This window comes from Paraliomyxa miuraensis (genome assembly GCF_026337845.1).
GTDB lineage: Bacteria > Myxococcota_A > Polyangia > Nannocystales > Nannocystaceae > Paraliomyxa > Paraliomyxa miuraensis.
In genome coordinates this window covers 80,843-106,070 of sequence record NZ_JAOVZF010000161.1, presented here as the reverse complement: position 1 = coordinate 106,070, position 25,228 = coordinate 80,843, and the positions used below count along the sequence as shown (strand labels likewise).

At 69.7% G+C, this 25,228-nt stretch carries 23 protein-coding genes; 16 read left to right on the top strand and 7 right to left on the bottom strand.

All coding sequences use genetic code 11. The features are described from left to right. Nucleotides 1–103: 103 nt before the first annotated feature. Nucleotides 104–568, top strand: a complete 465-nt coding sequence (locus OEB96_RS35890; protein WP_266221382.1) for a hypothetical protein — start codon at nt 104–106, stop codon at nt 566–568. Nucleotides 569–589: 21 nt separating this feature from the next. Here OEB96_RS35890 and OEB96_RS35885 read toward each other — a convergent pair whose 3' ends face one another. After that, nucleotides 590–892 (bottom strand): type II toxin-antitoxin system RelE/ParE family toxin, encoded by a 303-nt coding sequence (locus tag OEB96_RS35885; protein ID WP_266221381.1) that lies wholly within the window; start codon nt 890–892, stop codon nt 590–592. 2 nt (nt 893–894) lie between these two features. Next, complete coding sequence (locus OEB96_RS35880) at nt 895–1,131, bottom strand: addiction module protein (RefSeq protein WP_266221380.1); 237 nt, start codon at nt 1,129–1,131, stop codon at nt 895–897. A gap of 95 nt (nt 1,132–1,226) precedes the next feature. On the opposite strand from OEB96_RS35880, the gene OEB96_RS35875 reads away from it, so the two are divergent. The 3 genes from OEB96_RS35875 (at nt 1,227) to OEB96_RS35865 (ending at nt 3,622) form a co-directional block, all read left to right on the top strand. After that, nucleotides 1,227–1,469 (top strand): hypothetical protein, encoded by a 243-nt coding sequence (locus OEB96_RS35875; protein WP_266221379.1) that lies wholly within the window; start codon nt 1,227–1,229, stop codon nt 1,467–1,469. A 137-nt stretch (nt 1,470–1,606) separates the two neighbouring features. Further along, nucleotides 1,607–2,239 carry a hypothetical protein gene (locus tag OEB96_RS35870; RefSeq protein WP_266221378.1) on the top strand — a complete coding sequence of 211 codons (633 nt, stop codon included), beginning with the start codon at nt 1,607–1,609 and terminating at the stop codon, nt 2,237–2,239. A 12-nt stretch (nt 2,240–2,251) separates the two neighbouring features. Next, nucleotides 2,252–3,622, top strand: coding sequence for a hypothetical protein (locus OEB96_RS35865; protein ID WP_266221377.1), 1,371 nt, complete (start codon nt 2,252–2,254; stop codon nt 3,620–3,622). 30 nt (nt 3,623–3,652) lie between these two features. Here the strand turns inward: OEB96_RS35865 and OEB96_RS35860 are convergent, their stop codons facing one another. Both OEB96_RS35860 and OEB96_RS35855 read right to left on the bottom strand, forming a co-directional pair. Then, the gene (locus tag OEB96_RS35860) at nt 3,653–4,741 is read right to left on the bottom strand and encodes a S1C family serine protease (RefSeq protein ID WP_266221376.1); all 1,089 of its coding nucleotides are present in this window, start codon (nt 4,739–4,741) and stop codon (nt 3,653–3,655) included. A gap of 81 nt (nt 4,742–4,822) precedes the next feature. After that, nucleotides 4,823–5,122 carry a hypothetical protein gene (locus tag OEB96_RS35855; protein ID WP_266221375.1) on the bottom strand — a complete coding sequence of 100 codons (300 nt, stop codon included), beginning with the start codon at nt 5,120–5,122 and terminating at the stop codon, nt 4,823–4,825. A 242-nt stretch (nt 5,123–5,364) separates the two neighbouring features. Between OEB96_RS35855 and OEB96_RS35850 the strand changes: the two genes are divergently transcribed. From OEB96_RS35850 to OEB96_RS35810, 9 genes are all read left to right on the top strand, one after another. Further along, nucleotides 5,365–6,372, top strand: coding sequence for an AAA family ATPase (locus OEB96_RS35850; protein ID WP_266221374.1), 1,008 nt, complete (start codon nt 5,365–5,367; stop codon nt 6,370–6,372). 12 nt (nt 6,373–6,384) lie between these two features. Further along, nucleotides 6,385–7,443 (top strand): DUF58 domain-containing protein, encoded by a 1,059-nt coding sequence (locus tag OEB96_RS35845; protein ID WP_266221373.1) that lies wholly within the window; start codon nt 6,385–6,387, stop codon nt 7,441–7,443. Beyond that, a complete protein-coding gene (locus OEB96_RS35840; RefSeq protein ID WP_266221372.1) occupies nt 7,440–8,747 on the top strand; it encodes a hypothetical protein in 1,308 nt (435 codons plus the stop codon). Before OEB96_RS35845 ends, OEB96_RS35840 begins: the two co-directional genes overlap by 4 nt. Beyond that, nucleotides 8,744–9,775 (top strand): VWA domain-containing protein, encoded by a 1,032-nt coding sequence (locus OEB96_RS35835; RefSeq protein WP_266221371.1) that lies wholly within the window; start codon nt 8,744–8,746, stop codon nt 9,773–9,775. Before OEB96_RS35840 ends, OEB96_RS35835 begins: the two co-directional genes overlap by 4 nt. Continuing rightward, nucleotides 9,772–10,953, top strand: coding sequence for a VWA domain-containing protein (locus tag OEB96_RS35830; RefSeq protein ID WP_266221370.1), 1,182 nt, complete (start codon nt 9,772–9,774; stop codon nt 10,951–10,953). Before OEB96_RS35835 ends, OEB96_RS35830 begins: the two co-directional genes overlap by 4 nt. Continuing rightward, nucleotides 10,950–11,780, top strand: a complete 831-nt coding sequence (locus OEB96_RS35825) for a tetratricopeptide repeat protein (RefSeq protein ID WP_266221369.1) — start codon at nt 10,950–10,952, stop codon at nt 11,778–11,780. The genes OEB96_RS35830 and OEB96_RS35825 overlap by 4 nt, the downstream gene beginning before the upstream one ends. 18 nt (nt 11,781–11,798) lie before the next feature. Continuing rightward, nucleotides 11,799–13,553 carry a BatD family protein gene (locus OEB96_RS35820; RefSeq protein WP_266221368.1) on the top strand — a complete coding sequence of 585 codons (1,755 nt, stop codon included), beginning with the start codon at nt 11,799–11,801 and terminating at the stop codon, nt 13,551–13,553. Then, complete coding sequence (locus tag OEB96_RS35815; protein WP_266221367.1) at nt 13,550–14,452, top strand: SH3 domain-containing protein; 903 nt, start codon at nt 13,550–13,552, stop codon at nt 14,450–14,452. Before OEB96_RS35820 ends, OEB96_RS35815 begins: the two co-directional genes overlap by 4 nt. A 220-nt stretch (nt 14,453–14,672) precedes the next feature. After that, complete coding sequence (locus OEB96_RS35810; protein WP_266221366.1) at nt 14,673–14,954, top strand: hypothetical protein; 282 nt, start codon at nt 14,673–14,675, stop codon at nt 14,952–14,954. Here the strand turns inward: OEB96_RS35810 and OEB96_RS35805 are convergent. Next, nucleotides 14,951–16,114 (bottom strand): class I SAM-dependent rRNA methyltransferase, encoded by a 1,164-nt coding sequence (locus OEB96_RS35805; RefSeq protein WP_266221365.1) that lies wholly within the window; start codon nt 16,112–16,114, stop codon nt 14,951–14,953. The two genes, OEB96_RS35810 and OEB96_RS35805, sit on opposite strands and share 4 nt — an antisense overlap. 76 nt (nt 16,115–16,190) lie before the next feature. Between OEB96_RS35805 and OEB96_RS35800 the strand changes: the two genes are divergently transcribed. From OEB96_RS35800 to OEB96_RS35790, 3 genes are all read left to right on the top strand, one after another. Next, complete coding sequence (locus OEB96_RS35800) at nt 16,191–17,423, top strand: Glu/Leu/Phe/Val family dehydrogenase (protein WP_266221364.1); 1,233 nt, start codon at nt 16,191–16,193, stop codon at nt 17,421–17,423. Nucleotides 17,424–17,474: 51 nt separating this feature from the next. Next, on the top strand, nt 17,475–17,993 hold the full coding sequence (locus OEB96_RS35795; RefSeq protein WP_266221363.1) for a peptidylprolyl isomerase: 519 nt from the start codon (nt 17,475–17,477) through the stop codon (nt 17,991–17,993). A gap of 223 nt (nt 17,994–18,216) precedes the next feature. Beyond that, a complete protein-coding gene (locus OEB96_RS35790; RefSeq protein WP_266221362.1) occupies nt 18,217–19,248 on the top strand; it encodes a vWA domain-containing protein in 1,032 nt (343 codons plus the stop codon). A gap of 9 nt (nt 19,249–19,257) precedes the next feature. Here the strand turns inward: OEB96_RS35790 and OEB96_RS35785 are convergent, their stop codons facing one another. Then, a complete protein-coding gene (locus tag OEB96_RS35785) occupies nt 19,258–22,248 on the bottom strand; it encodes a serine/threonine-protein kinase (RefSeq protein ID WP_266221361.1) in 2,991 nt (996 codons plus the stop codon). A gap of 27 nt (nt 22,249–22,275) precedes the next feature. Further along, the gene (locus OEB96_RS35780; protein ID WP_266221360.1) at nt 22,276–25,224 is read right to left on the bottom strand and encodes a tetratricopeptide repeat-containing serine/threonine protein kinase; all 2,949 of its coding nucleotides are present in this window, start codon (nt 25,222–25,224) and stop codon (nt 22,276–22,278) included. Nucleotides 25,225–25,228 lie beyond the last annotated feature (4 nt).

The window sequence follows — 25,228 nt, the reverse complement described above, 5'->3', positions numbered from 1 at the left end:
GGCCGTGGCCTCGGCCGTGGGCGAAGCCGCGCCGGGGGTGGGCAGGCGAAAAGGGCATCGACTGGCGTTTCGCGGGGCCGGGACCAGCGGTACGCTTCAGCTCGTGCGCCTGCTCCGAACGGCCCCGCTGCTGCTCTGCTCGACCCTCTTGCTCGCCTGCCAGGGCGACGAGCCCGGGGGCATCGAGGCCTCCGTGGCGCGAGCGCAGCTCGACGTGAATCCGGCCCAGGCGGACGCGCTCGCCAATCTCGACGTGACGGTGGAGCTCATGTCCCGCGGCCAGCCCGAGGAGGTCGAGCTCGGCGAGGTGATGATCACCGCCCAGCCCGTCAGCGACGATTCCCAGCGCGTCATGTTTCCTGCGGAGCTGATGCAGACGCAGGGCGACGACGCGGTGGTGCGGATGGATGCCCACGAGGAACAGACCGTGCGCGTGCTCAACCGCGGCACCACCAACGGAGAGCTCGCGGGCCTGTGCGGTCGCCCGGTGGAGCTGTCGGTGATGTTCGAAACGGCCGACGGCGAGGACGCCACCGCGACCTACAACATCTCGGTCCGCTGCAGCTGACGTCGAGGGAGGTCTGTTGGGCTAGATTTGGGTACGCGAACGCCAGTAGCCGACTCGGCGCTTCGAATGAGCGATGGCCCACACGTTCACGCTGTCGCCATCGATGCTGAATGGAAGCTGGTAGGGGAACCGCCACAGGTGGAAGACGCGGTAGCGTGGATCGATCGAATGGGTCGGCCATGCGAGTGGTCGTTCCTCGATCCACCGCAGACCATCGTTGACCTCGTCGACCAAGTCGTTCCCCAAGCCGGGCTCACGGGCGTCGTACCACGCGGCAGCTTCGTCGAGCTCGTCGAGCGCCAGCGGATGAACCCAGAGTTTCACGACTATCGTCGGGTTGCCCGGCGGCTTGCGATTGCGCGAGCGAACTCGGCACGGTCGAGCATTCGAGCCTCGCCCGACTCCACCTGCTGTCGTCGCCGGTCCAGTTCTGCGATGAACTCATGCTCATCTCGGTGATCCCCCTGGCGGTCGTCGAGGCTGAGCAAGAGCTCATGCGCGATGCGAGCGCGTTCCTTGGGGGGCAACCCGAGCACGGCACCGAGAAGCTCGTTGGAGGTCATGAGCAAGGCGAGCGTAGCACGAACGGCAACTCGGCGAGGGCCAATGCGGCGCCTTTGACGCTCACGCGGGCGAACCGGTGGTACCCTGAAGCGCGATGCCCCTGCCCGGTGCACGACGTCGCTGGCACCTCATCGAGCGCCCGCGGGCGCCGTTTCGCTGTGACGTGTGCGGCGAGATCATCCCCGAGTCGGAGATGCACACGTTCACCACGCTGCCCGCGATGTTCCACGACACGCCGCCCAAGGGGTACGAGCCGTGCAACCGGGGGTTCGATGCTCTGCAGGCGGAGTTCGAGAACACGGTGGATGGGCGTCGAAGGGACGACGAGCTGCACTGAAGGTCGAGCGCCGCGCTCGAGTGGCATGACCGCGGCAGGCCGTGCGTGCGGCATGGGGCGCGGAAGAACGGTGTGCTGCCCGAGCCGCCGCCGGGCCGCGCGACCGCGTGGTATGAACCGCGCACCACGGACCCACCATGCGCCTGCTCCCGCTCGCCCTGATCCTCGCCTCCACCTCCCTGCTCCCCGCCTGCGCGGGCCGCCTCGAGACCACGGTCCGCAAGCGCGCCGCGGGCGACTTTGCGTGCACGCAAGACCAGGTGCAGGTGGAGACCACCCAGTACAGCGGCATGAGCGGCACCTACGTCGCGCGCGGTTGCGGGCAGGAGTCGGAGTACGTCAGCCGCTGCGGTCTCATCGGAATCTGCATGGCCTCGCAGCCCGGTCCCGCGCCCACCTACGCCAGCAACGACGGCCAGTCCCATGGTGGAGGCGGCGACCCCCATGGTGGTGGGGGCGGGAGCTACGATTCCCCGAGCAGCGGCTCCGACCCCGGTCCCTCGCAGCCAGCCGGCCCCACGATCGTCTCGATCACCCTGCGCAACACCTGCTCACAGACGGTCAAGCTGTTCTTTGGCGACAAGCCCAAGTTCGGCAGCGGGACCTACTCGTCGCTCGGCTCCAACACCTCGACCTCCTACAGCAAGCAGGCGGGCGACATGATCTGGATCGTCGACGACGGCCAAAACGGGATCTCCAGCGTGACCATCGAGGGGGGCATGCGCACGGTGGAGATCAACAGCGACTGCGGCAGCTTCTCCGCGCGCTGAGCGGAGCGCGCCATGGTATCGTGGCGCATGGGCATCGAAGAACTCCGTGCGCGCTTGATGGCGTCGTTGGCCGTTGCCCTCGGCGCGGGCTGTGGCCCCGTCGTGCAGCTGCCCGATGACGGCGGAGGGGACGGAGGGAGCAGCTCGGTCGGGTCCACGACCGGCGGATCGTCCTCGGGCGCCAGCGCGACCTCGAGCGCCGAGACCTCCACCGGTGGCGTCGACGAGGGGGCCGAGTCCGAGACCGGCCCGATGCAGCCCAAGTTCGACTTTGGTGGGGTTCCTCCGATCCCGCCCATGCCCCCGCCCGATTGCCCCTCTCAGCCTCGTCCGCCCGCCGAGGCGTGCATGGCCGAGCTCCCCGAGGGGTCCTACTTCCAGTTCTACTGCGTGGAGCTCTTCGAGGGGCAGACCTGCGACGAGTGGGCTCGAGGCTTCGCCGGCTCCGCCAAGCTGAACGAGGATCTCGCCGCGTGCTACGGCGAAGGGTGCCAGCAGGTCGAAGCGAGCGCGATCGGCTGCGGCCCGCTCCCCGACTTCGGCGACCAGTGTTGCATGTGGTTCATCGTCCAGTCGTGGCCTTGCCCGCCCGAGGGTCGTCCGTTCGTGATCGATGGGCGCGAGCGCCTCGCCGCGCTCGTCGAGGTCGAGCGCGACGACTGGGGTGGTGTCACCCGCGTGGCGATGCCGTCCGATCATCGAGCCGCCCTTGCAGCCGCATGGGCCGACGTGGCTCTGGCGGAGCATGCGTCGATCGCATCCTTCTCTCGCTTCATCCTGCAGCTGATGGCCTGTGGTGCCCCGGCATCGCTGGTCACCGCCGCTCACGTGGCGCTGGGCGAGGAGATCGAGCACGCGCGTCTGTTCTTCGCGCTGGCATCCGGGGCGGCCGGGCGCCCGCTCGGGCCTGGTGCGCTCGATGTGCGTGATGCTCTTGCAGGCTCCGACGACCTCGACGAGATCGTGCTGGCGACCGTACGCGAGGGCTGCATCGCCGAGACGCTCTCGGCCTGGCGCATCACCGTGGCCGCGCGTCTGGCTCGCGAGCCCGCGCTGGCGGCTGCGCTGGCCCGCGTGGCCGAGCAAGAGCTCGAGCACGCCGCGCTCGCCTGGCGCTTCGTCGCCTGGGCGCTGCCGCGAGCGAGTGCCTCGCTGCGACGTCGCATCGAGACCACCTTGCGCGCCCCGGCCGAGCATGCCCCCCGCGGGGCCGACCTCCCCGCGGAGGTTCCCGACGAGGTATGGCGTGCCCACGGGATCCTGCCTCCCGCGGACGTCGATGCCACCACGCAGCACGCCCTGCGCGAGCTGGTCGCACCGCTCGCCCGCGCGTTGCTCGGCGGACGCTCGCTCGGTGCCGTGGGTCTTCCCATGCACCAGTGAATCGGCATCGAGCCCCGGCCCGCCCCGCCCTCACCGCAGCGTCGGCGTCACGAAGCACTCCTCGATGCCCGCCTCGCCGCGCTTGTACTCGAACGACACCTGCGCCCCCACGCCCGCGAGCTGGACCAGATAGGCCACGTCGGACACGCGCGAGACCGGCTTGCCCCCCACGGAGAGGATGAAGTCGCCGGGCTGCAGCCCTCCCTCGGCCGCGGGCCCGCCGGGCTCGACCTGCTTGACCAGCACCACCGAGCCGCGCCCCGGCAGCTCTCCATTGACGGCGTCGTCGACCGTCATGCCCAGCCGCGCGTGGCGAACCCGACCGTGGATCCACACCTCCTGCAGGAAGTGCCGCGCCATCGGGGCCGGGATCGCGAACGCGAGGCCCTGACCGTCGGCCCGGACCGCAGTGGCGATGCCCACCACCTCGCCATCCGGATCGACCAGCGGCCCGCCCGAGTTGCCCACGTTGATCGAGGCGTCGGTCTGGATGAACGACCAGATCCCCTGCGGATCGAGCCCCGGCGGACGCCCGAGGTCGGCGTGGTCGCGCCCCAGCCCGCTGATCACCCCCACCGTGACCGTGTTGCCCAGCCCGAACGGCTGGCCCACCGCCATCACCCACTCGCCGGGCGTGGGATCGCGCTCGGAGAACAGCACGGGGGCCAGCTCGCCTTCGAGGCCGTCGAGCTCGAGCAAGGCGAGGTCGAGCATGGGGTCGGCATAGATCACCCGCGCGTCGAGGCGGGCTCGGGTCGAGAGCTCCACCTGCACCCGGGTGGCGCTGGCCACCACGTGCTCGTTGGTGAGGATCTGCCCGCGCGCGCTCACCAGCATGCCGCTGCCCACCCCGTGCACGGTGCGGCGCTGTCCCTGGGGTCCGCGGCTGCCCACGGTGGAGATCACGGTGACCACCGAGGGCGACAGCTGCTGGGCCACCTTGGCGAAGTCGGGGACCACGAAGGTCTTGCCGCCGCCGCCGTTGGGGGGGCGCTCGGCGGGGGTCGCCGCGTCGAGGTTGGGCGGAGGCGTGCGCATCTCCACCACCGGCTCATCCACGCGACGGCAGCCCACGCTCATCGCGAGCACCAGCAAGCCCGCACTCGCGAGGCTGGCCAAGCGCCCGCCGGACGCACGTCCCGGGTGGGGAGCTTGCCCCCCACAGGAAGCACGTTGGCCGGCGACGCGCATGCGGACGCGTCAGCCCGCTTGGTCGGGGGACGGAGGCTCGGACGGCGCCGCGTCGACCACGGCGGGCGCGGGCGCGGGCGCAGCCTCGGCGGGTGCAGCGGCAGGCGCAGCGGCCACCACCACCGGGCGCGCCGAGGGCTCGTAGCCGTCGTCGTCACCACCCTCGTCGCGCGCCATGATCTTGTCGGTCGAGTCCGGCAGATCCTTGAGCCACGCGCGATACTCGTCCTTCGTCACGCGGCCAGCGTGGATGTTTCGCTGCACCACTCGCTTGTCGAACAATCGCGCACGGTCGATCCGTAGGGCCATGGTCGCAGCGTTGTAGATCAGCCGCGAGTCAGCGTCAAACGGCCCGCACGGGCCCAATTCGAGCGTCAACTGCCTTGCGCTGGTCCCGCGGTCCTGGAATGATGCCCGCCGGGACGAGGTTGCGGGCGACCCTTGCGGCCGTGCTCGCTGGGGTTAACGTACCCGACCGCAGGCCGGTCGTCGCGCCGGCCTCGTCTTCGAGAATCTGCCTTCACTCCTTCTCACCGAGCAGTCCGAGCACCATGAGCCTAGGCGCCTACGACATCCGCATGGTCACCCAGCTCGTCGAGCGCGAGTCCGCATTCCTCGACCGGCTGTTCTCCGAGGTCAACAAGGTCATCGTGGGCCAGCGCGACATGATCGAGCGCGTGTTCATGGGCCTTTTGTGCGGGGGCCACGTGCTCCTGGAAGGCGCGCCCGGCCTGGCCAAGACCCTCACCGTCAACACCCTCGCCAGGAGCCTCGAGCTCGAGTTCAAGCGGGTGCAGTTCACCCCGGATCTCCTGCCCTCGGACGTGCTCGGCACGGTGATCTACAACCACCAGAGCGGCACCTTCACCAACAAGCGCGGTCCGATCTTCACCAACCTCTTGCTCGCCGACGAGATCAACCGCGCGCCCGCCAAGGTGCAGAGCGCCTTGCTCGAGGCCATGGCCGAGCGCCACGTGACCATCGGCGACCAGAGCTACCCGCTGCCGCGGCCGTTCCTGGTGCTCGCCACCCAAAACCCCATCGAGCAGGAGGGCACCTACAACCTCCCCGAGGCCCAGCTCGACCGCTTCATGTTCAAGATCAGGGTCGACTACCCCTCGGCCGAGGACGAGCTGGAGATCATGGCGCGCATGGGCTCGGGCCCCGAGGCGCCCAAGCCCGAGGCGCAGCCGGTCATCGGCCCCGCCGACATCGAGCAGGTCCGCAAGACCCTCGACGAGATCATCGTGGAGGAGCCGGTGCGTCGCTACATCGTCGACGTGGTCGCGGCCACGCGGCGCCCCGGGGTCGCGGGCCTGGCCGAGCTCGAGACGTTCATCGACTTCGGCGCCTCGCCGCGGGCCACCATCGCGCTCTTGCAGGCCTCGCGGGCCCACGCGTTCATGCGGCGCCGCGGCTACGTGAGCCCGGAGGACGTCAAGGCCATCGCCCCCGACGTGCTCCGCCATCGCATCATCTTGTCGTACGAAGCCGAGGCCGAGGGCAAGACGGTCGAGCAGATCGCCCGCCAGATCCTCGAGCACGTGCAGGTACCCTAGCGGCGTGGGGAAGTGACCGTGGTCGCCCGGACGCCCAGCCCTTCTCCGAGGGGCCCAACGCCAAGCCTCGCCCCCAGTCCGTCCCGGGGCCCGGCCGCCGCCAGCCAGGAGGCGGCCGAGGCTCGCGAGCGCACGGCCGAGCTGCTGCGCGAGATCCGGCGCATCGAGATCCAGACCTCGCGCCTGGTCACCCAGCACCTGGCCGGCTCCTACCAGTCGGTGTTTCGCGGTCAGGGCATCGCGTTCGCCGAGGTGCGCGCCTACGAGCCCGGCGACGACGTGCGGGCGATCGACTGGAACGTCACCGCGCGCACGGGTGAGCCCCACGTCAAGCTCTTCACCGAGGAGCGCGAGCTGACCGTGATGCTGGTGGTCGACATGAGCGCCAGCCTCGATCTGGGCAGCCGCGAGCACGACAAGCGCCACCTGGTGGCCCGGCTCGCGGCCACGTTCGCGTTCTCGGCGATCCAGAACAACGACCGCGTGGGGCTCATCGGCTTCACCGATCGGGTCGAGGTGTTCGTGCCGCCTCGCAGCGGGCGCAAGCACGTGCTGGCGGTGATCCAGCGCGTGCTCAGCCACGTGCCGGAGCATCGCGGCACGTCGCCCGCGGTGGCGCTCGAGTACCTCTCGCGGCTGCACAAGGGGCACGGGGTCGCGATCGTGATCTCCGACTTCGTCGACGCGCTCGGGGGCGAGCGGTCCGGCGGCGGGGGCGAGGGCGGCACCGAGGCCGAGGAGAAGCGCCTCGAGCACGCGCTCAAGGTGGCCAAGCGGCGGCACGACGTGATCCCGATCCGGGTCGAGGATCCCCTCGAGCTCGAGCTGCCCGCGCTGGGCCTGCTGACCGTCGAGGATCTCGAGCTGCTCGATCTCGGCGGCGACCACGTGATCGATCTGTCCGCGAGCCAGGCCAAGCGCTACCGCGGCGAGGTGGAGGCCGAGCGCCGTCGCATCGATCGCCTCATGCGCAAGCTGTCGCTGCCGATGATGAGCATCCGCTGCGGCGACGACTGGCAAAAGCCGCTGGTGGCGTTCTTCGCCCGGCGCAACCGGAGGCTTCGAGCATGAGGCGCGGCGTCGCGAGGCTCCTTGGCGGCTTGGGGCTGGGGCTGGTGTGGGTCTTGGCGACGGGCTCGATGGTTCGTGCCGAGCCTCCGAGCCCCGCTCCCGCGCCCGAGCCCACGGCGCCCGAGCCCACGGCGCCCGAGCCAGCGCCCCCGGAGCCTCCGAGCCCCGAGCCAGCGCCGGAGCCTCCGAGCCGCGCTGCCGTCGGCGAGCCTGCGACGCCGGCTCCTGCGCCCGCGGCACCCGACCCCACGTCGAAGACTCCGGTGGTGAGCGATGGCCCGGTGGCCGTGACCACTCGGCTCGCTCCCGATCCCTCCAACGTTGGTGACCTCCTCGTCCTCGAGGTGGTGGCGGCCTACCCCCGCGACGTGCGGGTCAACCTGCCCACGCGGCTCGAGCTCGCCCCGCTCCATCACGTGAGCACGGTGGAGGGCGAAGCCGAGCCCACCGGCGACGGGCTGCGCAAGACCTTCCGCATCGAGCTGCAGTACTTCGAGGTGGGCACGGCCACGATCCCCTCGTTCCCGCTGACCTACGTCGACGCCGATGGGGCGGTGCACACGGTGCAGATCCCTCCGCGTGCGTTCACGGTCGAGTCGCTGCTGGCCAACGAGTCCGATCCGCAGCGACGTGGGGAGGACCCGCCGATCTCGCGCGAGTATCCCGACACGCTGGCCGAGGCGGTCGTGCTCTCGGTGCTGGGCACGCTGCTGCTGGGGCTCTTGGCGTGGCTGCTCGTGCGCAGGTTCGGGCCGCGCAGGGCCGTGGCGCTGCCCCCACCGATTCCGCCGCACGAGCTGGCCTTCGAGGCGCTCGACGAGCTCGAGCGCGGCGAGCTGCTCGCCTCGGGGCAGGTCCAGCGCTACTACGTCGAGCTCACCGAGATCGCCAAGGGCTACCTCGAGGGGCGCTTCGGGCTCGACGCCCTCGACCGCACCACCGACGAGATCCGCCGCGCCTTGCTCGATGATGCCAAGCGCCTGGCCCCGCTGTCGGCCGATGCGGTGGTCGAGTTCCTGCAGCGCTGCGACCTGGTCAAATTCGCCCGCTTCAGCCCGCCCGACGAGGAGTCCCACGAGGCGCTCGAGCTGGTGCGCGACATGGTCAAGCGCTCGATGGCCGCGGTGGTGGCCGAGGTGAAGGCGAGCGCGCCCGAAGGCCCGAAGGGCGGCGACGCCGAGGTGAAGGCGAGCGCGCCCGAGCGCCGCAACGAGAGCAGTGAGGCCGCGCCGAGCGAGGCCGCGGAGGCACGCGACACCGCGACCGCGTCCGAGGAGTCCCAAGCGGAGGTCGACGCGCGATGAGGTCCGTGGGTCCCATCTTCGCCTTCGGGGTGCTCGCCCTGGCGCTCGGCCTCGCCGCGGCGTCGTGGACCGCGGGGGGCGGCTTGCGTCACGTGATCTGGTCGCGACCCGAGTGGTTGCTGGCCGCGGTGGTGCCCGTGCTCGCGGTGGTGCTGCGGGCCTGGCTCGCTCCCCGGGCGCCGACCCTGCGCTACTCTCGGGCGCGCTCGCTCACGCGTTTGCGCGGGGGCTGGGCCGTGCGGCTGGTCCACCTCCCCGACGGGCTGCGACTGGCGGCGGCGCTGCTGCTCGTCGGCGCGCTCGCGCGTCCGCAGTCGACCCGCGGCAACGACCGCGTGCACCACGAGGGCATCGACATCGTGATCGTGCTCGATCTCTCGGACTCGATGGAGACCCCCGACATGGCGCCCAACCGGCTGGGCGCGGCTCAGGCGGTGATCGACGACTTCATCCGCCGTCGCCCGCGCGACCGCATCGGGCTGGTGGCGTTCGGCAGCACCGCATCCACCGTGGCCCCGCTGACCCTCGATCACGGGGTGCTGCGCACGCTCATGCGGCGCCTGCGGCTCGGGGTGATGGAGGGCAACACCACCGCCATCGGCGCGGGCCTGGGCATGGCCTTGAACCGCCTCGACGAGTCCGACGCCGACAGCAAGGTGATCGTGCTGCTCACCGATGGGGTGCACAACGCCGATGGCCTCGATCCCGACACGGTGGCCAGCGAGGCGGCCGAGCGCGGCGTGAGCGTGTACACGGTGCTCATCGGGCGCCACGGCCTCGACGGCGGCTCGATCGACCCCGGTCGGCTCGAGCGGATCGCCAGCATCACCGGGGGCTTTGCCTACACCGCGGTCGACAGCCAGGCCCTGCAGGGTACCTTCCAGGACCTGCTCGACAAGCTCGAGCGCTCGCGGCTCGAGGGCGAGCCCGTGCGTCCGGAGCTGTTCCAGCTGCTGCTGTGGCCGGCGCTGGTGCTGCTGCTGCTCGACGTCGTCCTGCGAACCACTCGCCTGCGGAGGTTCCCATGACTGGATGGACTGGATGGACTGGATGGACCGGTCTGCTCGGCCTCGCCGAGCCCGGCGAGCTGGGCACCCTCGACGAGGTCGTGTTGGCCAGCGCCGAGTACTGGCCCGTGCTCCTGGCCGTTCCGCTCGTCGCGCTCCTGTTCGGGTATGCGGCGCGTCAGCGCCGGCGCGCGGTCGAGGCCTTGGGCAACCCCGCGCTGATCTCCCGCCTGGTGGGCAGCGTGCACCACGGGCGGCGGCTGCTGGTGGCGGTGGCCACCACGGCTGCGGTCGCGGCGGTGGGGGTGGGCCTGCTGCGCCTGCAGTACGGCGGCACGGCCGAGGTCATCCCGGCCAGCGGTCTCGACGTGGTGCTCGCGGTCGACTACAGCAAGTCGATGCTCGCCCAGGACGTGTACCCGTCGCGGAGCGAGCGGCTCGAGGCCGAGCTCGGCCGCTTCCTCGACGACGCGGGGCGGCGTGGTGATCGCGTGGGCGTGGTCGTGTTCGCCGGGGCCGCGCGAGGCTTTCCCGTCACCCCCGACATGCGCCTGCTCAAGCTCTACCTGGCCGACGCCGACCCGCGCTTCGAACGCCCGGGCGGCACCGCGATGGGCAAGGCACTCTCGCGCTCGCTGACGTTCCTGGTCGACGCACGCCGCGGCGTGGACGATCAGCCCGCCATGGGGGGCGAGGGCGCGCGCCCGAGCGAGGACGAAGCCGCGGCGCTGCAAGACGTTCCCCCGGCCGAGAACGGTCAGGCCATCGTGCTGCTCACCGATGGAGAGGACAACGCCAGCCGCCCGCTCGAGCTCGCCGAGGAGGCCGCACGGCTCGGGGTGCGCATCTACACGGTGGGCATCGGCTCCAAGTCGGGCGAGCCCATCCAGACCTTCGACGAGAACGGCAACCCCACCGGATTCGTCAAGGACGAGGAGACCGGACAGTACCGCATGACTCGCCTCGACGAGTCGCTCCTGCAGGAGATCGCCAAGGTCACCGGGGGGCGCTACGTGAAGGTCGAAGCCGAGCGCTTCAGCCTCGACGAGGTTCGCGACGTGCTCGAGGAACTCAGCCGCACCCAGCGCGAGGACACCATCGAGGTCCACCACGACGAGGGCTTCGGGATCCCGGTGGTCGCAGGTCTCGCGCTCTTGTGCCTGGCGCTCGGACTCGGGGATCGGAGGGAGCCGGCGTGATCGGGCGCGTACTCCTGGCCGCTCTGCTCGCGGGCTGGCTCGCCGACCGGCTGGCGCGTCCCGATCGCGACGTGGAGGCGGGCATCGAGGCCTACGAGGCGGGCGACCTCGATGCGGCGCTCGAGCGCTTCGACGCCGCGATCGAGCGCCACGGCGATCGGCCCGAGCTGAGCTACGACCGGGGCCTGGTGCTGCTGGCCAAGGGCGAGCTCGATGCAGCCCGGCGCGCGTTCGAACACGCCAGCGAGGCCGAGGAGCTCGAGGTGCGCGCCAGCGCCTTCTACGAGCGCGGCAACGTGGCCTTCGACGCCGAGGAGTGGGACGCCGCCATCGAGGCCTACATCGAGTGTCTCGAGGCTCGGCCCGATCACATCAACGCCAAGTGGAACCTCGAGCTCGCTCGCCTGCGCAAGCAGGAGGACGAGAAGGACGAGGACGACGAGGAGGAAGAGGACGACGAGAACGAGGACGAGCAGGACGACAGCGGCACGGGGGGTGAGGACAGCGGCGGCGAGGACTCGACGAGCAGCAGCGACGACGGAGGCTCGACGGGCGGCAGTGATGGAGGCAGCGACGACGGAGGCTCCACCGCAGGCGGGGAGGACAGCGGAGGCGAGACCGGCCAACCCCCCGACGAAGGTGGAACCACGGGCGGCGAGCCCGAGCCGCAGGACGACGGGCAAGGCACGGGTGAGCCCCCACCATCGCAGCCCCAGCCGCTGGATCAGCTCGATCTGCAAAAGGCGCTCGACGAGCTCGACGAGCAGGACCACTTTCCCCTCGATCGTCCACTGGGAGGGGTGCGACCCCCCACCGAGGACTGGTAATCCTGGAGTTCTCCGGCCATGCATCGCCTCACCCGCCGCCGCTTTGCTCGAGCCCTCGCGCTGTCGACCTCCGTCGCGCTGCTGGGGCACGTCGGCATTGCTCATGCGGCCGAGGTCGAGCTCGAAGCCAGCCTCAGCGCGGCGTCCACTCGAGTGGGCGAGCCCGTTCGTCTCACGCTCGCGGTCTCGGTGCGCGGCGCCCGGGCTCCCGCCGACCTGCCCTGGCCCAAGGCGTTGATCGGCGACTTCGAGGTCAGCGGCATCGAGACGGTCGGGGGGTGGTCGGGCGATCTGTTCGGGGGACCGGCAGCCCGCGTCTCCACCCGCAAGGTCTCGGCCCTCATCACGCCCAAGACCGCCGGCAAATTCGAACTCGGCTTCTCGCTCGAGGTCGACGGCGAGACGTTCGAATCCAACGTACCCGTGCTCGAGGTCGTGGCCGCCGACGAGCCCCTGCCCGAGACCCCGGGTGGCCGCCAGCCCACCGAGGCGCAGGGCCCCGTGTTCCTGTGGGCCACCGTCGACAAGGAGCAGGTGTTCGTGGGCGAGCAGGTCAGCTACGCGCTCGACGTCTACGAGCGCCGCTCGTTCCTCGGCATCCACCTGCGCAAGCCGCCGAGCTTCACCGACTTCTTCACCGAGGAGCTTCCCGAGGGCGAGCCGGTGATCAAGCGCGTGGGCACCACCGACTATCGCGTGCGCCCGGGCCTGCGGCGGGCCCTGTTCCCGCAGCGCGCGGGCACGCTCGAGATCGGCGCGGCCGAGCTCTCCGTGGGCGGTCGCCAGCGGATCCTCTCGCCCGCGCTCACGGTCGAGGTGCTGCCGCTGCCGGCGCAGGGACGCCCGGCCGGTTTCTCGGCCAACAACGTGGGGCGCTACACGATCACCGCCGAGGTCGATCGCACCGAGCTCGCCGCCAACGAGCCGGTGACCCTGCGGGTGACGATCGGCGGCGAGGGCAACGTGAAGTTCGTCGACCCCGGTCCGTGGCCCGACCTCGAAGGCATCCGTCGCTACGACCCCAAGGTCGAGACGCGCCTGCGCAAGGGGCAGGTCCTGGGCGGCGAGCGTCGCTACGAGTTCTTGCTGATTCCCGAGCGCGGCGGCGAGCTGACGATTCCCTCGCACGAGCTGGCGTTCTTCGATCCCGAGGCCGAGGCCTATCAGGTCGTGCGTACCGAGCCCATCGTGCTCACGGTGGAGGGCGGCGAAGCGGTGCAGCCCGAGCCCGAGGCCGACCGCGAGGCGGGATCCGAGGAGCTGTCGCCGCTGGTGCTGGGCGACGCGCTGCCGCGCCACGCCCCGCGCGATCGCTGGTTGACCCCCACCCGCTGGCTCTACGGCATGCTCGCCGTACCCGGCCTGGCCGCGCTGGGCCTGTCGGGCGCGGCGCTGTGGCGGCGCTTTGGGGCCGACGAGCGGGCGCAGGCGGCAGCGCGTCGGCGGCAGCGGCAGCGGCAGCTCATCGAGACGGCCGAGCGTGCCGTGGACGGCGGCGAGGGATTCCACGGAACGCTCAGCAAGCTGCTGCACGAGATCGCGGTCGAGCGCGCGGGCGCCGAGGGCGTGGGCCTGCCCAGACCCGAGCTGCTGCGCTTGCTGGGTCAGCACGGCGTGCCGCCAGCCGACGTGGATCGCCTTCGCGATCTGCTCGACCGCTGCGACGCCGCGCGCTTCGGAGCCCAGGGCGACACCCGCGAGGATCGACAGATCTTGCTCGACGAGGTGCTCGACCTGGTTCGCACCAGCCGGCTCGCCAAGGAGGCCCCATGATCCGAGCGCGTCGTTGGGCTCGCGCGTGGGCTCGCAAGGCCGCGGGTCTGGCCCTCGGGGGAGTGCTCTTGCTCGCACCCGATCGCGCACGCGCCGATGCGGTCGACGAGGCCTTCGCTCGCGGAAGCCAAGCCGCGCAAGACGGCGACTGGGAGCAGGCGATCGCCGCCTACGAGCAAGCCGCGGCGTTGCTGCCCGAGCGCAGCGCAGTGCTCTCCTATGATCTGGGCACCGCCTATCTGCATCACGGCGACGTGGGTCGTGCCACCTTCCACCTGCGCCGCGCTCTGGACTGGCGCGGGGGGCCCACGGCCGAGCTGGCCGAGTCGGCGCGCTTCAATCTGGGCGTGGCCCGTCGCCGCGCCGAGATGCAGGCGGCGGGCTCGGGGGCCAAGATCGATCGCCCCGAGACCTGGTGGGATCTCGTGGTCGAAGCGCTACGAGCGCCCGGAGTGGGATGGTCGGCTCTGGTCGCGGGCTGGCTGGTCCTCGGCCTCGGATGGCTGCGTGGTCGTCGACGCCGCCGCGGTCAGTCGGGGAGCACGGCCATCGGTGCCGTGTTGCTCGTGCTCGCCAGCATCTATCTCGGTCTCGGGGTGCTGCACGGACTGGCCCTTCGCGCAGATCGCACGGCACCGGAAGCGATCGTGCTCGAGGATCTCGTCGATGCTCGCGACGGCGCCGGCAACCATCGGCGGGTCGCGTTCCGGTTGCAGGGCGGGGCACGCGTGCGAGTGGTGGGTCGAAGCCCGGGCTGGCGGCAGGTTCGGCTGCCCGGAGGACTCGAGGGCTGGGTTCACGAGGGGGCCATCGGCGAGCTCGGCGATCGAGGTACCGGCCGCGCAGGCCCGCCGCGCCCCCGGATCGACGCATCGGAAGACGCCGACGGCGACGGTTGACGCTCCGTGGGCTGCCGAGGCGTGCACGCGGCTTCACGATCGACCGTGTCACTGTCATGTTCTCGCCCACCTCGCCATACGTCACTCCTCCAGCACGCACCCACACGACGCGTCGAGACCGAGTCCCACGGACGCCCCGAGAGCGGCGCACTCGGCCCCCCTGGGTCGTTGGATTCTCGTGTGGCGTTCCTTCCCGCTGCGGGATAAGCTTGCCGCTAGGGTGTTGTCGGTCGTCGCTACGAAGATCCGCACGTCCCACGGGGTGGGCGGGTTGTCTGCGACCGTGGGGAGGATCTACGAGGGCTATCTGCTGTCCTCTCCCGTCGTTGGTCGCGGCATGGTCATCTTTCGCGATCCGAATGGGCGTCGCATGGTCACGACCGCGGTGCGTCGCGTGCTGACCACCAGCGAAGACAACGTCCTCTACGTCGAGACCGAGAACAGCGTTTATCGGATCGCCATTCGTGACGAGCGCCCCGCGGCGGCCACGGCCACCGGCTAGGTGCGGCGCTGGTAGATGGCGACCCGCAGGTACTCGCCCTCGATGTGTCCCGGTGCGATCGGGTGATCGAGGTCGGCACCGCGCAGTGCCACGCGGGTGAACGATCCGGGCGATGCCAGCACGAAGCGATCGAGGTGCTCGCTCCCCACGTGATGGCTGCAGCTACAGAGCACCAGGTGCCCGCCCACGCGAAGTCGCGCGGCGACGCGAGCGACCATGCGCTGCATCGCTTCTGCCGCTCGATCCACGTCGCGCCGTCGTGCTGCGATCTTCGGAGGATCCACCACGATCGTACCGAAGGGTCCGGCCAGCCGGGGATCGTCGAGCACTCCGAACATGTCGGCCTCGACCCACTGTAGGCCGGGCAGATGGTTCATCGTCGCGTGCGCTGCTGCGCGCTCGAGCATCGACGCGCTCCGATCGACACCAACCGCGGGAACGCCCGCAGCCGCGGCGTGCAGGGCGAAGCCACCCACGTGGCAGCCGAGGTCGAGCAGCGGTCCCTCTGCGTGGGCCGCCAGCCTCGCCACCTCGCGACGGTTGGCGCGCTGATCGAAGTATGCGCCGGTCTTCTGGCTCGGCGGTGCGGGGACCGACAAGCGCAGCCCGTGCTCCACGAAGCACAGCGGCCCGTGCTCGCCCTCGCGCTCGATCCCGGGCTCGAAGCCCTCGGTCTTGGCTGCGGACTCGGGGCGGACCACGTGGACCGGCCCATCGAAGCGCGTGCGCAGCTCCTTCATCAGCTCGTGCCTTCGCGCGGCCATGGGGGCGGTGGCGATCTGCACGACCAGCTGCGTGTCGTAGCGATCGATCACCAGCCCGGGCAGCCCATCGCCCTCGCTGTTGACCATGCGCATGCCGGTGGTGGGCTGCGCCTGCAACCCCAGGTGCTGCCGGGCCTCGAACGCGCGGGTGAGCCGCTGCGACAGCCACTGCGGTGGAGGCGGCTCTGCACCCCATTGCAGCATGCGTACCGTGATGCTCGAGCGCTCCGAGACGAGGCCCCAGCCGAGCACTTCGCCGTGGCGATCCTCCACCGCGGCCAGCTCGCCGGGATCGGGCACGCCGAGGATGCGGGCCACCTGTCGCGTGCGGATCCACGGGCCGTGCGTGGGGCCCACCTTCCCGGCATCACGGCGGAGCTGAATCCGGGTGGACACGGCGAGAGCATACCAAGGCATCCCGAGATCTTCGGAGCGGGGTATGCTGTCGCCGCCGCCCTGTGCGCCACCCCCCATGAACGCCAACGACACCACCCAGCACTTCCTCCAACAGGCCTTCGAGATCCTCGGCGTGGACGAGGACATGAGGCGCATGCTGACGACGCCCAGCCGCGAGCTCAGGGTCGAGCTGGTGATTCGTCGCGACGACGGCTCGATCGGCAACTTCATCGGCTATCGCGTCCAGCACGACGACTCGCGTGGCCCCTTCAAGGGCGGGCTCCGCTATCACCCTCATGTCGACATCCACGAGGTGCGCTCGCTGGCCAGCCTGATGACCTGGAAGACCGCGGTGGTGGGGGTTCCGTTCGGTGGCGCGAAGGGGGGCATCCAGGTCGATCCGCGCGAGGTCAGCCCGCGCGAGCTCGAGCGTCTGACCCGGACCTTCGTGCGGCAGGTCCACGACCTCGTGGGGCCCGAGCGGGACATTCCGGCCCCCGACGTCAACACCAATGCGCAGGTGATGGCGTGGTTCTTCGACGAGTACACCCGTCTGCACGGATTCGCGCCCGGCGTGGTCACGGGCAAGCCGATCGGCCTGCACGGCTCCCCCGGGCGCTCGGCGGCCACCGGCCGCGGCTGTGTGTTCGCCATTCGCGAGACGCTGAGGGAGTCGGGGGCCGATCTCAAGGATCAGCGCTTCGTGATCCAGGGCTTTGGCAACGTGGGCTCCTGGAGCGCGCGCTTGCTGCACGCGCGCGGGGCCAAGATCCTCGCCGTGAGCGGCTCCAAGGGGGGAATCTTTGCGGGTGACGGCCTCGACATTCCCGCCGTGCTCGAGCACTACGACTCGCACGGCACGGTCCTGGGCTTTCCGGGAGCCGAGGCGATCTCGAACGAGGATCTGCTGGTGGCCGATTGCGACGTGCTCATGCCGGCGGCGCTCGGCAGCGTGATCACGGCCAGGAACGCCAATGACGTGAAGGCCAAGTACGTGGTCGAGGCCGCCAACGGCCCGGTCACGGCCGAGGCCGACGAGATCCTCGAGCAGCGCGGCGTCACCATCGTGCCCGACATCTACGCCAACGCGGGTGGGGTGACGGTGAGCTACTTCGAGTGGGTCCAGAACCTGCAGAACTTCCGCTGGGACGAGACCCGGGTCAACGAGGAGCTCGACAAGATCATGACCGAGGCCCATCGCAAGATCCGCGACATCAAGCGGGCGCACGACATCTCGATGCGCAAGGCGGCCTTCGTGCTGGCGATCCGCGAGGTCAAGCTGGCGACGGAGACCCGCGGGATCCAGTAGCGGGCGGCGCGCGCTCGCGGACGCGCGCGCGTTCTGCTACTCGTTGGGCCCATGGCCAACCCGACCGCCACCCTGCAGACCTCGATGGGCAACATCACCGTGGAGCTGTTCGTCGACAAGATGCCGATCACCGCCGGCAATTTCGTCGCGCTCGCCAAGAGCGGGTTCTACGACGGGCTGCACTTCCACCGGGTCATCAACCGCTTCATGCTGCAGTTCGGCTGCCCGCACAGCCGCGATCCCAACAGCCGTCGCGCGGGCACCGGGGACGGCCCCGACGGCACGATTGCGGACGAGCACCCGGCCAACGCCAAGCTCTCCAACGAGCCCGGAACGCTGTCAATGGCCAACACCGGCCGCCCCAACAGCGGGAGCTGTCAATTCTTCATCAATACCGTGCACAATGACTACCTCGACTGGTTCAGCCCCGGGCCGTCCAAGCACCCGGTGTTCGGTCGGGTCGTCGACGGCATGGACGTCGTGCACGCGATCGAGAAGACGCCGACCGACGGCAGCGATCGTCCGCGCACGCCCGTGCAGATGATCAAGGTGACCGTCCAGGAGGCGTGAGCCGAGGCGCCGCGAGGCGAGAGCGGGGCGAACGAGCCGGCGCCTGGCCCAAAATGAACTCGGCTCGATTCCGCCGTGGACCCAACTTGGGACGGGGTAGGAGGGCACTTGGGGCTTGAGCTCCTGTAGGGTTCTGCATTACCGTGGGATTCATCGGTAATGCAGATGACGCCGGGATGGCGGGGTGATTGCCCGCTCGTCCTCGGTGCTTACGGGAGGATCCATGCGACGCCAAGGGCTCATTTCCATCCTCGTGCTGGTCACCGCCGGTTGCTCCGCCTCCGGCGACGACCTCGACTCCTACGACCGGCCCGATGGGGTCGGGGGGCTGGTGGACGAGCTCGATCCGGCGGTCGACGGCGGGGGGTACGGGATCCTGCTCATCGACGTGACGAGCTCCATGACCACGGTGCGCTCCTCCACGGGGAACACGCGGTGTTACGACGCCAAGATCATGGCCCGGGGCATCATCAACGACTTCTTCGATCCCACCAAGGTCGATGGCGATGGGATCGCGATCTGGGGTTTTGCCAACGACGACGACACCAGCGACGACGTCCAGCCCACGATCACCGGATACTACACCGATGCGGTGTCGGCCAAGAACGCGGTCAACGCCCTGTCATGTGAGGGCAGCACCCCACTGGCCGATGCGCTGTGCAAGGGGGTCAACGGCGACGGCGAGACGTTCACGATCAGCCCGATGCTGAACCGGATGTACGTTCTGACCGACGGCTTCGAGAACAACAGCAACGGCGAGTGCTCCGGACCCTCGGGGAGCATCAACAACCAGGGGACCTGGCAGTACAAGGTGTGGGCGGAGATGCAGTCGGTCGGGATCATGGTGGATACGCGCTACTGGGTCGATCCCACGGCGTTGCTCAGTCCGACCAAGATCGATGACTTCGCGGCACCGGAGGACGAGCCTGCCGATCCCTCGCTCGACGAGCTGCAGATCGTGGCCGACATCGAGGGGCTCTCCCAGTCCAAGATCGACCAGCTCATGGGGACCGTCGATGCGGCCGGGGGGGTCTACCAGCCCCCCGAGCCCGAGTGCGACGTGACTTGCCAGGAACTCTCGCTGTTCAAGGCGTTGGCCCAGGAATTCGGCGGAAGCTGGGGGGTCGTTGCGGATGACGACCCGCAGTATCCGATCGAGGAAACCATGGATCCCGCCACGGGCCCGGTGCACCCGGACATCAACGAGCCACCACCGCCGCCGCCTCAGCAGATCCCAGGAGAAGTCGGGGGGTAGCCGACTGGCTCAGCGAGTGGGGTGCTCGGCGAGCCACAGCTCGACCTCGGAGAGGTACTCCCTGGTCTGTGGGTCGTCGGCCTCCGCGCTGGCCCAGGCTTCGCGGGCCCGTTCGGCGAGGCTCCGCGCACGCGAGCGCTCGGTTGGGTCGTTCCAGAGGGTGCGCGCGAGCACGAAGCGGCCCTCGGCAAGCAGAACGGGAGCCACCCCTGCCTGCTCGCGGATGGCCACGGCCTGCTCGGCCTGCTCGCGTGCTCGTTCGATTCGTCCTCGCCCGAGGTCGATCTTGGCCAAACCCAAGCGTGGCCATGCCTGGTGGGGGTGATCCTCGGGCAGCGTGCGCTGCTGGATCTCGAGTGCCCGCTGGTAGTGGTGCTCCGCCTCTTCGTACCGCTTCTGCTCGTACAGGAGGTTACCCAGGTTGATCATGCTCGAGGCAACATTGGGATGGTCGGATCCCTGGGATTGCTCGAGCACGGTCAACGCCCGCTGATAGTAGGTCACGGCGTGTTCCTGCTCGCCCCGTGCTCGCAGCACCTCACCGAGGTTGTTGAGCGGGTAGGCGAGGCGGGGGTGGGTCGGGCCCAGCGACGCTTCCAGGATGGTCAGAGCCCGTTCGAACGACTCGAGGGCCTCCGGCAGCTTGCCTTGCTGCTTGTACATGATGCCGATGTTGTTGAGCGACGTGGCCACGTCGGGGTGACTGGCGCCCAGCGCCTGCTCGCGAATGGCCAGCGCCCGCTGCAAGTGGAGCAGGGCATCCTGCTTGTGCCCTTGCTCGTCGAGCACCGCACCGATCGTGGTGAGCGGGCTCGCGATGTCGGGGTGGCCCGGGCCCAACGTTTGCTCGCGGATGGCCAGCGCCCGTTGCAGGTGCGAGAGCGCCTCGTCGAGCTTGCCCTGCTGCCGTAGCACGTTGCCCATGTTGTGGCGGAGGTCGGCGATGTCGGGGTGCTCGGGGCCGAGCGCCGCCTCGAAGATGGCCAGGGCCTGCTGCTGATGGGCCAGCGCGTCATCGAGCTCGCCGTTGCGAAGCAGCATCACACCGATGGCACTGAGCACGGTGGCCTGCTCGCGAGGATCGGCTCGGGGGCGGCGGGTCAGGGCCAGGGCGGTCTTGCTCCACTGGAGTCCGGCCTCGTGCCTGGCCTGGTCGTGGCCGACGACGAAGGCCAGCTCCCGCACGGCGGCTGCCTCCACCTCGAAGTGCTCGAGCTCGATGGCCAGTAGATATGCCTGTTCGAGATCTCGGGCAGCGTCATCGTACTGGGCCAGGTCCTGACGGGCGAGGCCGCGCTCCAGCACGGCTTCGGCCTGCAGTGGCGCATGACCCAGATCGTCGGCCGCGACCACGATGGATTCCGCGTTTGCCAAGGCATCGTCGTAGACCCCGGCGCTGCGTAGCGCTCGCACCTGCGCCAGCCCGTCGCGGAGCGCCTCGACCTTCTCCGCGGCCCGTGGATCCTGGGGTGGGGGAAGCTTCGCCTGAAGCGTCTCCACATCGTCGCAGCGCGCGAGCGCGGGAAGGCTCGCAACCAGTGTCACCGCTTGCTTGACCCGGGTCGGATCGGCCTGGAGCAGCAGGTCGACCACCTCCCGCAGGGCCACGCGATGCTGCCGCAAGCACCCCATCCGTAGGTCCATGACGGCAGCCGATTGCTCCTGGCGCAGACTGGTCGCCTCGCAGACCTCGGTGTGCGTGTTCACCCAGCAGTCCGCGTACTCGTCGAGCGAGTTTGCCACGCGCTCCCAGGTGTCGGAAGCGTACGACAGACCGGTGCCGAGGAAGACCTCCTCCAGCTGTCGACGACGCGCGTCGTCCCAGATCCCATCGAGCTGGATCCGGGCGCTGCTGCAGCGTTGGGCGAGCTCGGCCTGTCGCGCGAGTTCTTGACGTTGGGCGAGCTCGGTTCGATGGAACAGCCCGGCACCGATCGTTGCGAGGCCGATGGTCGAGCCGAGTGCCAACCATCGCCCTCGGCGAGGCGCAATGAGGCGCCGAAGCGCCTCGAGCAGGGCCTCCATCGAGGTCCAGCGCTGCTGCGGGTCGGTGGCGAGACCTCGTAGCAGGATCTGGCCCAGCCGGCCGGGTACTCCAGTCCCCTTGGGCAGCGCGATGCGACCGCTCATCACCGAGTGCATCAACGAGCCCATCGATCGAGCATCGTACGGTCTGCGCCCGTACACGGCCTCGTAGAGCGCGACGCAGAAGCTGAACTGGTCGCTACGAGCATCGGCCTCTCGGCCCAACATTTGCTCGGGCGGCATATAGGCGGGGGTCCCCAAGATGGCGCCGGTGCGAGTGAGCGAGGCTTCGAGCTCTGTTTGGTGTGCGCCGGCTTTGCCGAGGGGCAGGGGGGTGGCCCCGTCGTGCTCGGACTCCTCCGATTCCCGCGCCAAGCCGAAGTCGAGCACGCGTGCGCGCCCCTTGCCGTCGATCATGGCGTTGCTCGGCTTGAAGTCACGATGGACCATGCCTTGCTCGTGGGCCGCGGCCAGGCCCATGCCCACCTGGATGAAGACCTGGACGCATGCTCGCCACTTCGGCCTGGGTTCTTGCTGCATCCATTGGTCGAGCGTTCGACCTTCGACCAACTCCATGGCGACGAAGGTTCGGCCGTCGACTTGGCCCACTTCGTACACCTGCACCACATTGGGGTGCGAGAGCTTGGCCAGGGCCTTGGCCTCTCGCAACAGCCGCGCGTTGTGTGGCGTGTCGTGCTCATGGTGGAGGATCTTGAGCGCCACCCTGCGATCGAGTTGGGGATCGAATGCTTCGAGCACCGTCCCCATGGCCCCGCACCCCAGCCTACCCAAGATTTCGTAGCGGCCCAGCACCCGGAAGGAGTGCTCGCGAGCGACCGTGGCGACCCGCACCTGGTCGCTTGGTACGGATGCGCCGAGAGTCGCTGTCTCGGACGGTGTACGCGCTTCTTCAGCACAGGATTGTGGCCGATGCGGCAATGCCTTCGTCGTGATCACCGGCTCCGAATCCTTCATCTCGCCGTTCTGCGTCTCTCCAGTGTCCTAGGGTGCCATGGGGTGCTCCGTCAACCACTGCTCGACCTCGGCGAGATACTCCCTCGTCTGTTGGTCGTCGGAACGAGCATTGGACCAGGCGTCGTGGGCCTGCTCGGCGAGGCTCCGCGAGCGAGAGCGCTCACCAGGTTCGCTCCAGAGGATGCGTGCGAGCACGAAATGGGCCTCCGCCAATAGCTCTGGGGCCATCGTCCCCGACTCGCGGATGGACACTGCTTGCTCGGCATGACCTCGTGCGGCGTCGAATTCCTCCTTGGCGAGGCCAACTCTGGCCAACCCGAGCAGCGACAAGGCCACATGCGGGTGATCGGGGGGCAAAGTCGCTCGCTGGATCTGCAGCGCTCGTCGGTACTGGTGCTCTGCGTCGTCATATCGCCGCTGACGCAGGAGGAGGTTCCCCAGGTTGGCCGCGCTGGATGCGATGTCGGGGTGCTCGGAACCGAGCGCTTCTTCGGAGATGGTGAGCGCTTGCTGGAGGTAGGTCAGTGCTTCGTCGAGCTTGCCTTGCTCTCGCAAGACCTCGCCGATGTTGTTCAGGGGATAGGCAACTCGTGGGTGGCGAGCGCCAAGCACTTCACGTTGAATGTCCAGGGCGCGCTGAAAGTGCTCGAGCGCTTGCTGTCGCTTGCCCTGTTGCTTGAGGACGGCGCCGATGTTGTTGAGTGAGGTGGCGACGTCGGGGTGACGAGGGCCGAGCGCGTCCTCTCGAATGGTCAATGCCTGTTCGAGCTGAGAGAGCGCGGGCTCCCACTCACCTTGCTGGATCAGCACTGCCCCGATGGCGGTGAGCGAGTGGGCGACGTGGGGATGACGGGGACCGAGTGCCTGTTGCCGGATCGCCAGCGCTCGTCGTAGGTGGGTGAGCGCTTGATCCTGCTTGCCTTGCTGTAGCAGCACGGTGCCCATGTTGTGCAGCAAGTCGGCGATGTCGGGGTGCTCGGGGCCGAGCGCCGCCTCGAAGATCGCCAGGGCTCGTTGCTGATGCGCCAGCGCGTCGTCCAACTCGCCGTTGCGAAGCAGCATCACGCCGATGGCACTGAGCACGATGGCCTGCTCGCTCGCGTCGGATCGGGGGCGGCGGGCCAGGGCCAGGGCGGTCTTGCTCCACTGGAGGCCGGCGTCGTGCTTGGCCTGATCGTGACCCACGACGAAGGCCAGCTCGCGCACGGCGGCCGCCTCCACCTCGGCGTGCTCGAGCTCGGCCGCCAGCACGTACGCCCGCTCGAGATCCCCCGCGGCCTCCTCGTACTGGGCCAGCTCCTGGCGGGCGAGGCCGCGCTCGAGCATCGCCTCGACCTGCAGCGGTGCATGGCCCAGACCGTCGGCCCGGGACACGATCGACTCCGCATTGGCCAAGGCCTCGTCGTAGGCCCCGGCGCTGCGTAGCGCTCGCACCTGCGCCAGCCCGTCGCGGAGCGCCTCGACCTGCTCGGCGTCCGCTGGATCCTCGGGCGGGGGAAGCTTCGCCAAGAGCGCCTCCACGTCGTCGCAGCGCGAGAGCGCGGGGAGGCTCGCGACCAGGGTCACCGCTTGCTTGACCCGGGTCGGATCGGCCTGCAGCAGCACGTCGACGACCTCCCGCAGGGCGACGGCGCGCTCTCGCAGGCACCTCATGCGCAGGTCCATGACGACGGCCGACTGCTCCTGGCGCACGCTGGTCGCCTCGCAGACCTCGGTGTGCACGTTCACCCAGGCATCGGCGTACTCGTCGAGCGGGGTGACCACGCGCTCCCAGGTGTCACGGGCGTACGACAGGCCGGTGCCGAGGATCGCCTCTTCCAGCTGCTGTCGACGCGCACCGTCCCAGACGCCGTCGAGCTGGGCCCGGGCGCCGCTGCACCGCTGGTCCATGCGCGCCTGGTAGGTCAGCCCGGCTCCCACGAGCGCCCCGATCAGCGCGACCGCTCCGCCCAGCGCGAGCAGCCTGCGGCGCCTCCGCGGGGCACACAGCGGTCGCAGCTGGTCGAGCAACGCGTGCATCGATGGCCACCGCCGCTCGGGGTCGGCGGCGAGCCCCCGCACCAGGATCTCGCGCAGCTTGGCCGGGGCCTTGGTGTGGCGAGGCGCAGCAAGGATGCGCTCGGTCCTTCGTGCCTCCTTCAGCTCCGCGAGCGACTCCCCCTCGAACGGACGCTCGCCGTACACCGCCTCGTAGAGCGCCACGCAAAAGCTGAACTGATCGCCCCGTGCATCGACCTCCGCCCCCTCCATCTGCTCGAGGGGCATGTAGGCCGGCGTGCCCATCACCGCCACGGAATCGGTCGTCGCGGGGCCGGTCGTCGACGAGTCGGCACGTCGATGGGCGGCGAGGCGCCGCGAGTCGGGCACCACGCGCTGGGTCGGGCGGGCCAGCCCGAAGTCGAGCACGCGCACCCGCCCCTTCTCGTCCACGATCGCGTTGCTGGGCTTGAAGTCACAGTGGACCAGTCCCTGCTCGTGGGCTGCGGCCAGCCCGGCGCCTGCATGCATGTAGATCTCCACGCACGTGCGCCAGTCGGGCCGAGGTTCCTGGGCAAGCCAGCGCCGCAGCGTTCGCCCCTGCACCAGCTCCATGGCCACGAAGCTCTGGCCGCCGATCTCGCCGGCCTCGTACACCTGCACCACGTTGGGGTGGGACAGCTGCGCCAGCGCCTGGGCCTCGTGGATGAGCCGCTTCTGGTCGAGGGCGGTCACGTCATGGTGAAGGATCTTGACCGCGACCCTTCGGTCGAGCGTGCGATCGAAGGCCTCGTAGACCGTGCCCATGCCGCCCCGACCCAGCGTCCCGAGCACGACGAAACGTCCGATCTGCTTGCCCCTCATGGCATCATCCGCTCGAACCCCGACGTCCTCGGGCTCGGTGATGCTGCTCGGGTGGTCGAGGGAATCGCGTGATACGAACGACCCGGAGCCGAACGATCCAGAGCCGTCGAGCTGTCGCGTCTCGTCGCCCATCATGGGT

Bases quoted from the DNA above. Each gene is read 5' to 3' on its own strand.
- OEB96_RS35880 (WP_266221380.1), bottom strand. From the start codon at position 1,131: ATGACCTCCAACGAGCTTCTCGGTGCCGTGCTCGGGTTGCCCCCCAAG.
- OEB96_RS35875 (WP_266221379.1), top strand. From the start codon at position 1,227: ATGCCCCTGCCCGGTGCACGACGTCGCTGGCACCTCATCGAGCGCCCG.
- OEB96_RS35870 (WP_266221378.1), top strand. From the start codon at position 1,607: ATGCGCCTGCTCCCGCTCGCCCTGATCCTCGCCTCCACCTCCCTGCTC.
- OEB96_RS35865 (WP_266221377.1), top strand. From the start codon at position 2,252: ATGGTATCGTGGCGCATGGGCATCGAAGAACTCCGTGCGCGCTTGATG.
- OEB96_RS35855 (WP_266221375.1), bottom strand. From the start codon at position 5,122: ATGGCCCTACGGATCGACCGTGCGCGATTGTTCGACAAGCGAGTGGTG.
- OEB96_RS35850 (WP_266221374.1), top strand. From the start codon at position 5,365: ATGAGCCTAGGCGCCTACGACATCCGCATGGTCACCCAGCTCGTCGAG.
- OEB96_RS35840 (WP_266221372.1), top strand. From the start codon at position 7,440: ATGAGGCGCGGCGTCGCGAGGCTCCTTGGCGGCTTGGGGCTGGGGCTG.
- OEB96_RS35835 (WP_266221371.1), top strand. From the start codon at position 8,744: ATGAGGTCCGTGGGTCCCATCTTCGCCTTCGGGGTGCTCGCCCTGGCG.
- OEB96_RS35830 (WP_266221370.1), top strand. From the start codon at position 9,772: ATGACTGGATGGACTGGATGGACTGGATGGACCGGTCTGCTCGGCCTC.
- OEB96_RS35820 (WP_266221368.1), top strand. From the start codon at position 11,799: ATGCATCGCCTCACCCGCCGCCGCTTTGCTCGAGCCCTCGCGCTGTCG.
- OEB96_RS35815 (WP_266221367.1), top strand. From the start codon at position 13,550: ATGATCCGAGCGCGTCGTTGGGCTCGCGCGTGGGCTCGCAAGGCCGCG.
- OEB96_RS35800 (WP_266221364.1), top strand. From the start codon at position 16,191: ATGAACGCCAACGACACCACCCAGCACTTCCTCCAACAGGCCTTCGAG.
- OEB96_RS35795 (WP_266221363.1), top strand. From the start codon at position 17,475: ATGGCCAACCCGACCGCCACCCTGCAGACCTCGATGGGCAACATCACC.
- OEB96_RS35790 (WP_266221362.1), top strand. From the start codon at position 18,217: ATGCGACGCCAAGGGCTCATTTCCATCCTCGTGCTGGTCACCGCCGGT.
- OEB96_RS35785 (WP_266221361.1), bottom strand. From the start codon at position 22,248: ATGAAGGATTCGGAGCCGGTGATCACGACGAAGGCATTGCCGCATCGG.
- OEB96_RS35780 (WP_266221360.1), bottom strand. From the start codon at position 25,224: ATGATGGGCGACGAGACGCGACAGCTCGACGGCTCTGGATCGTTCGGC.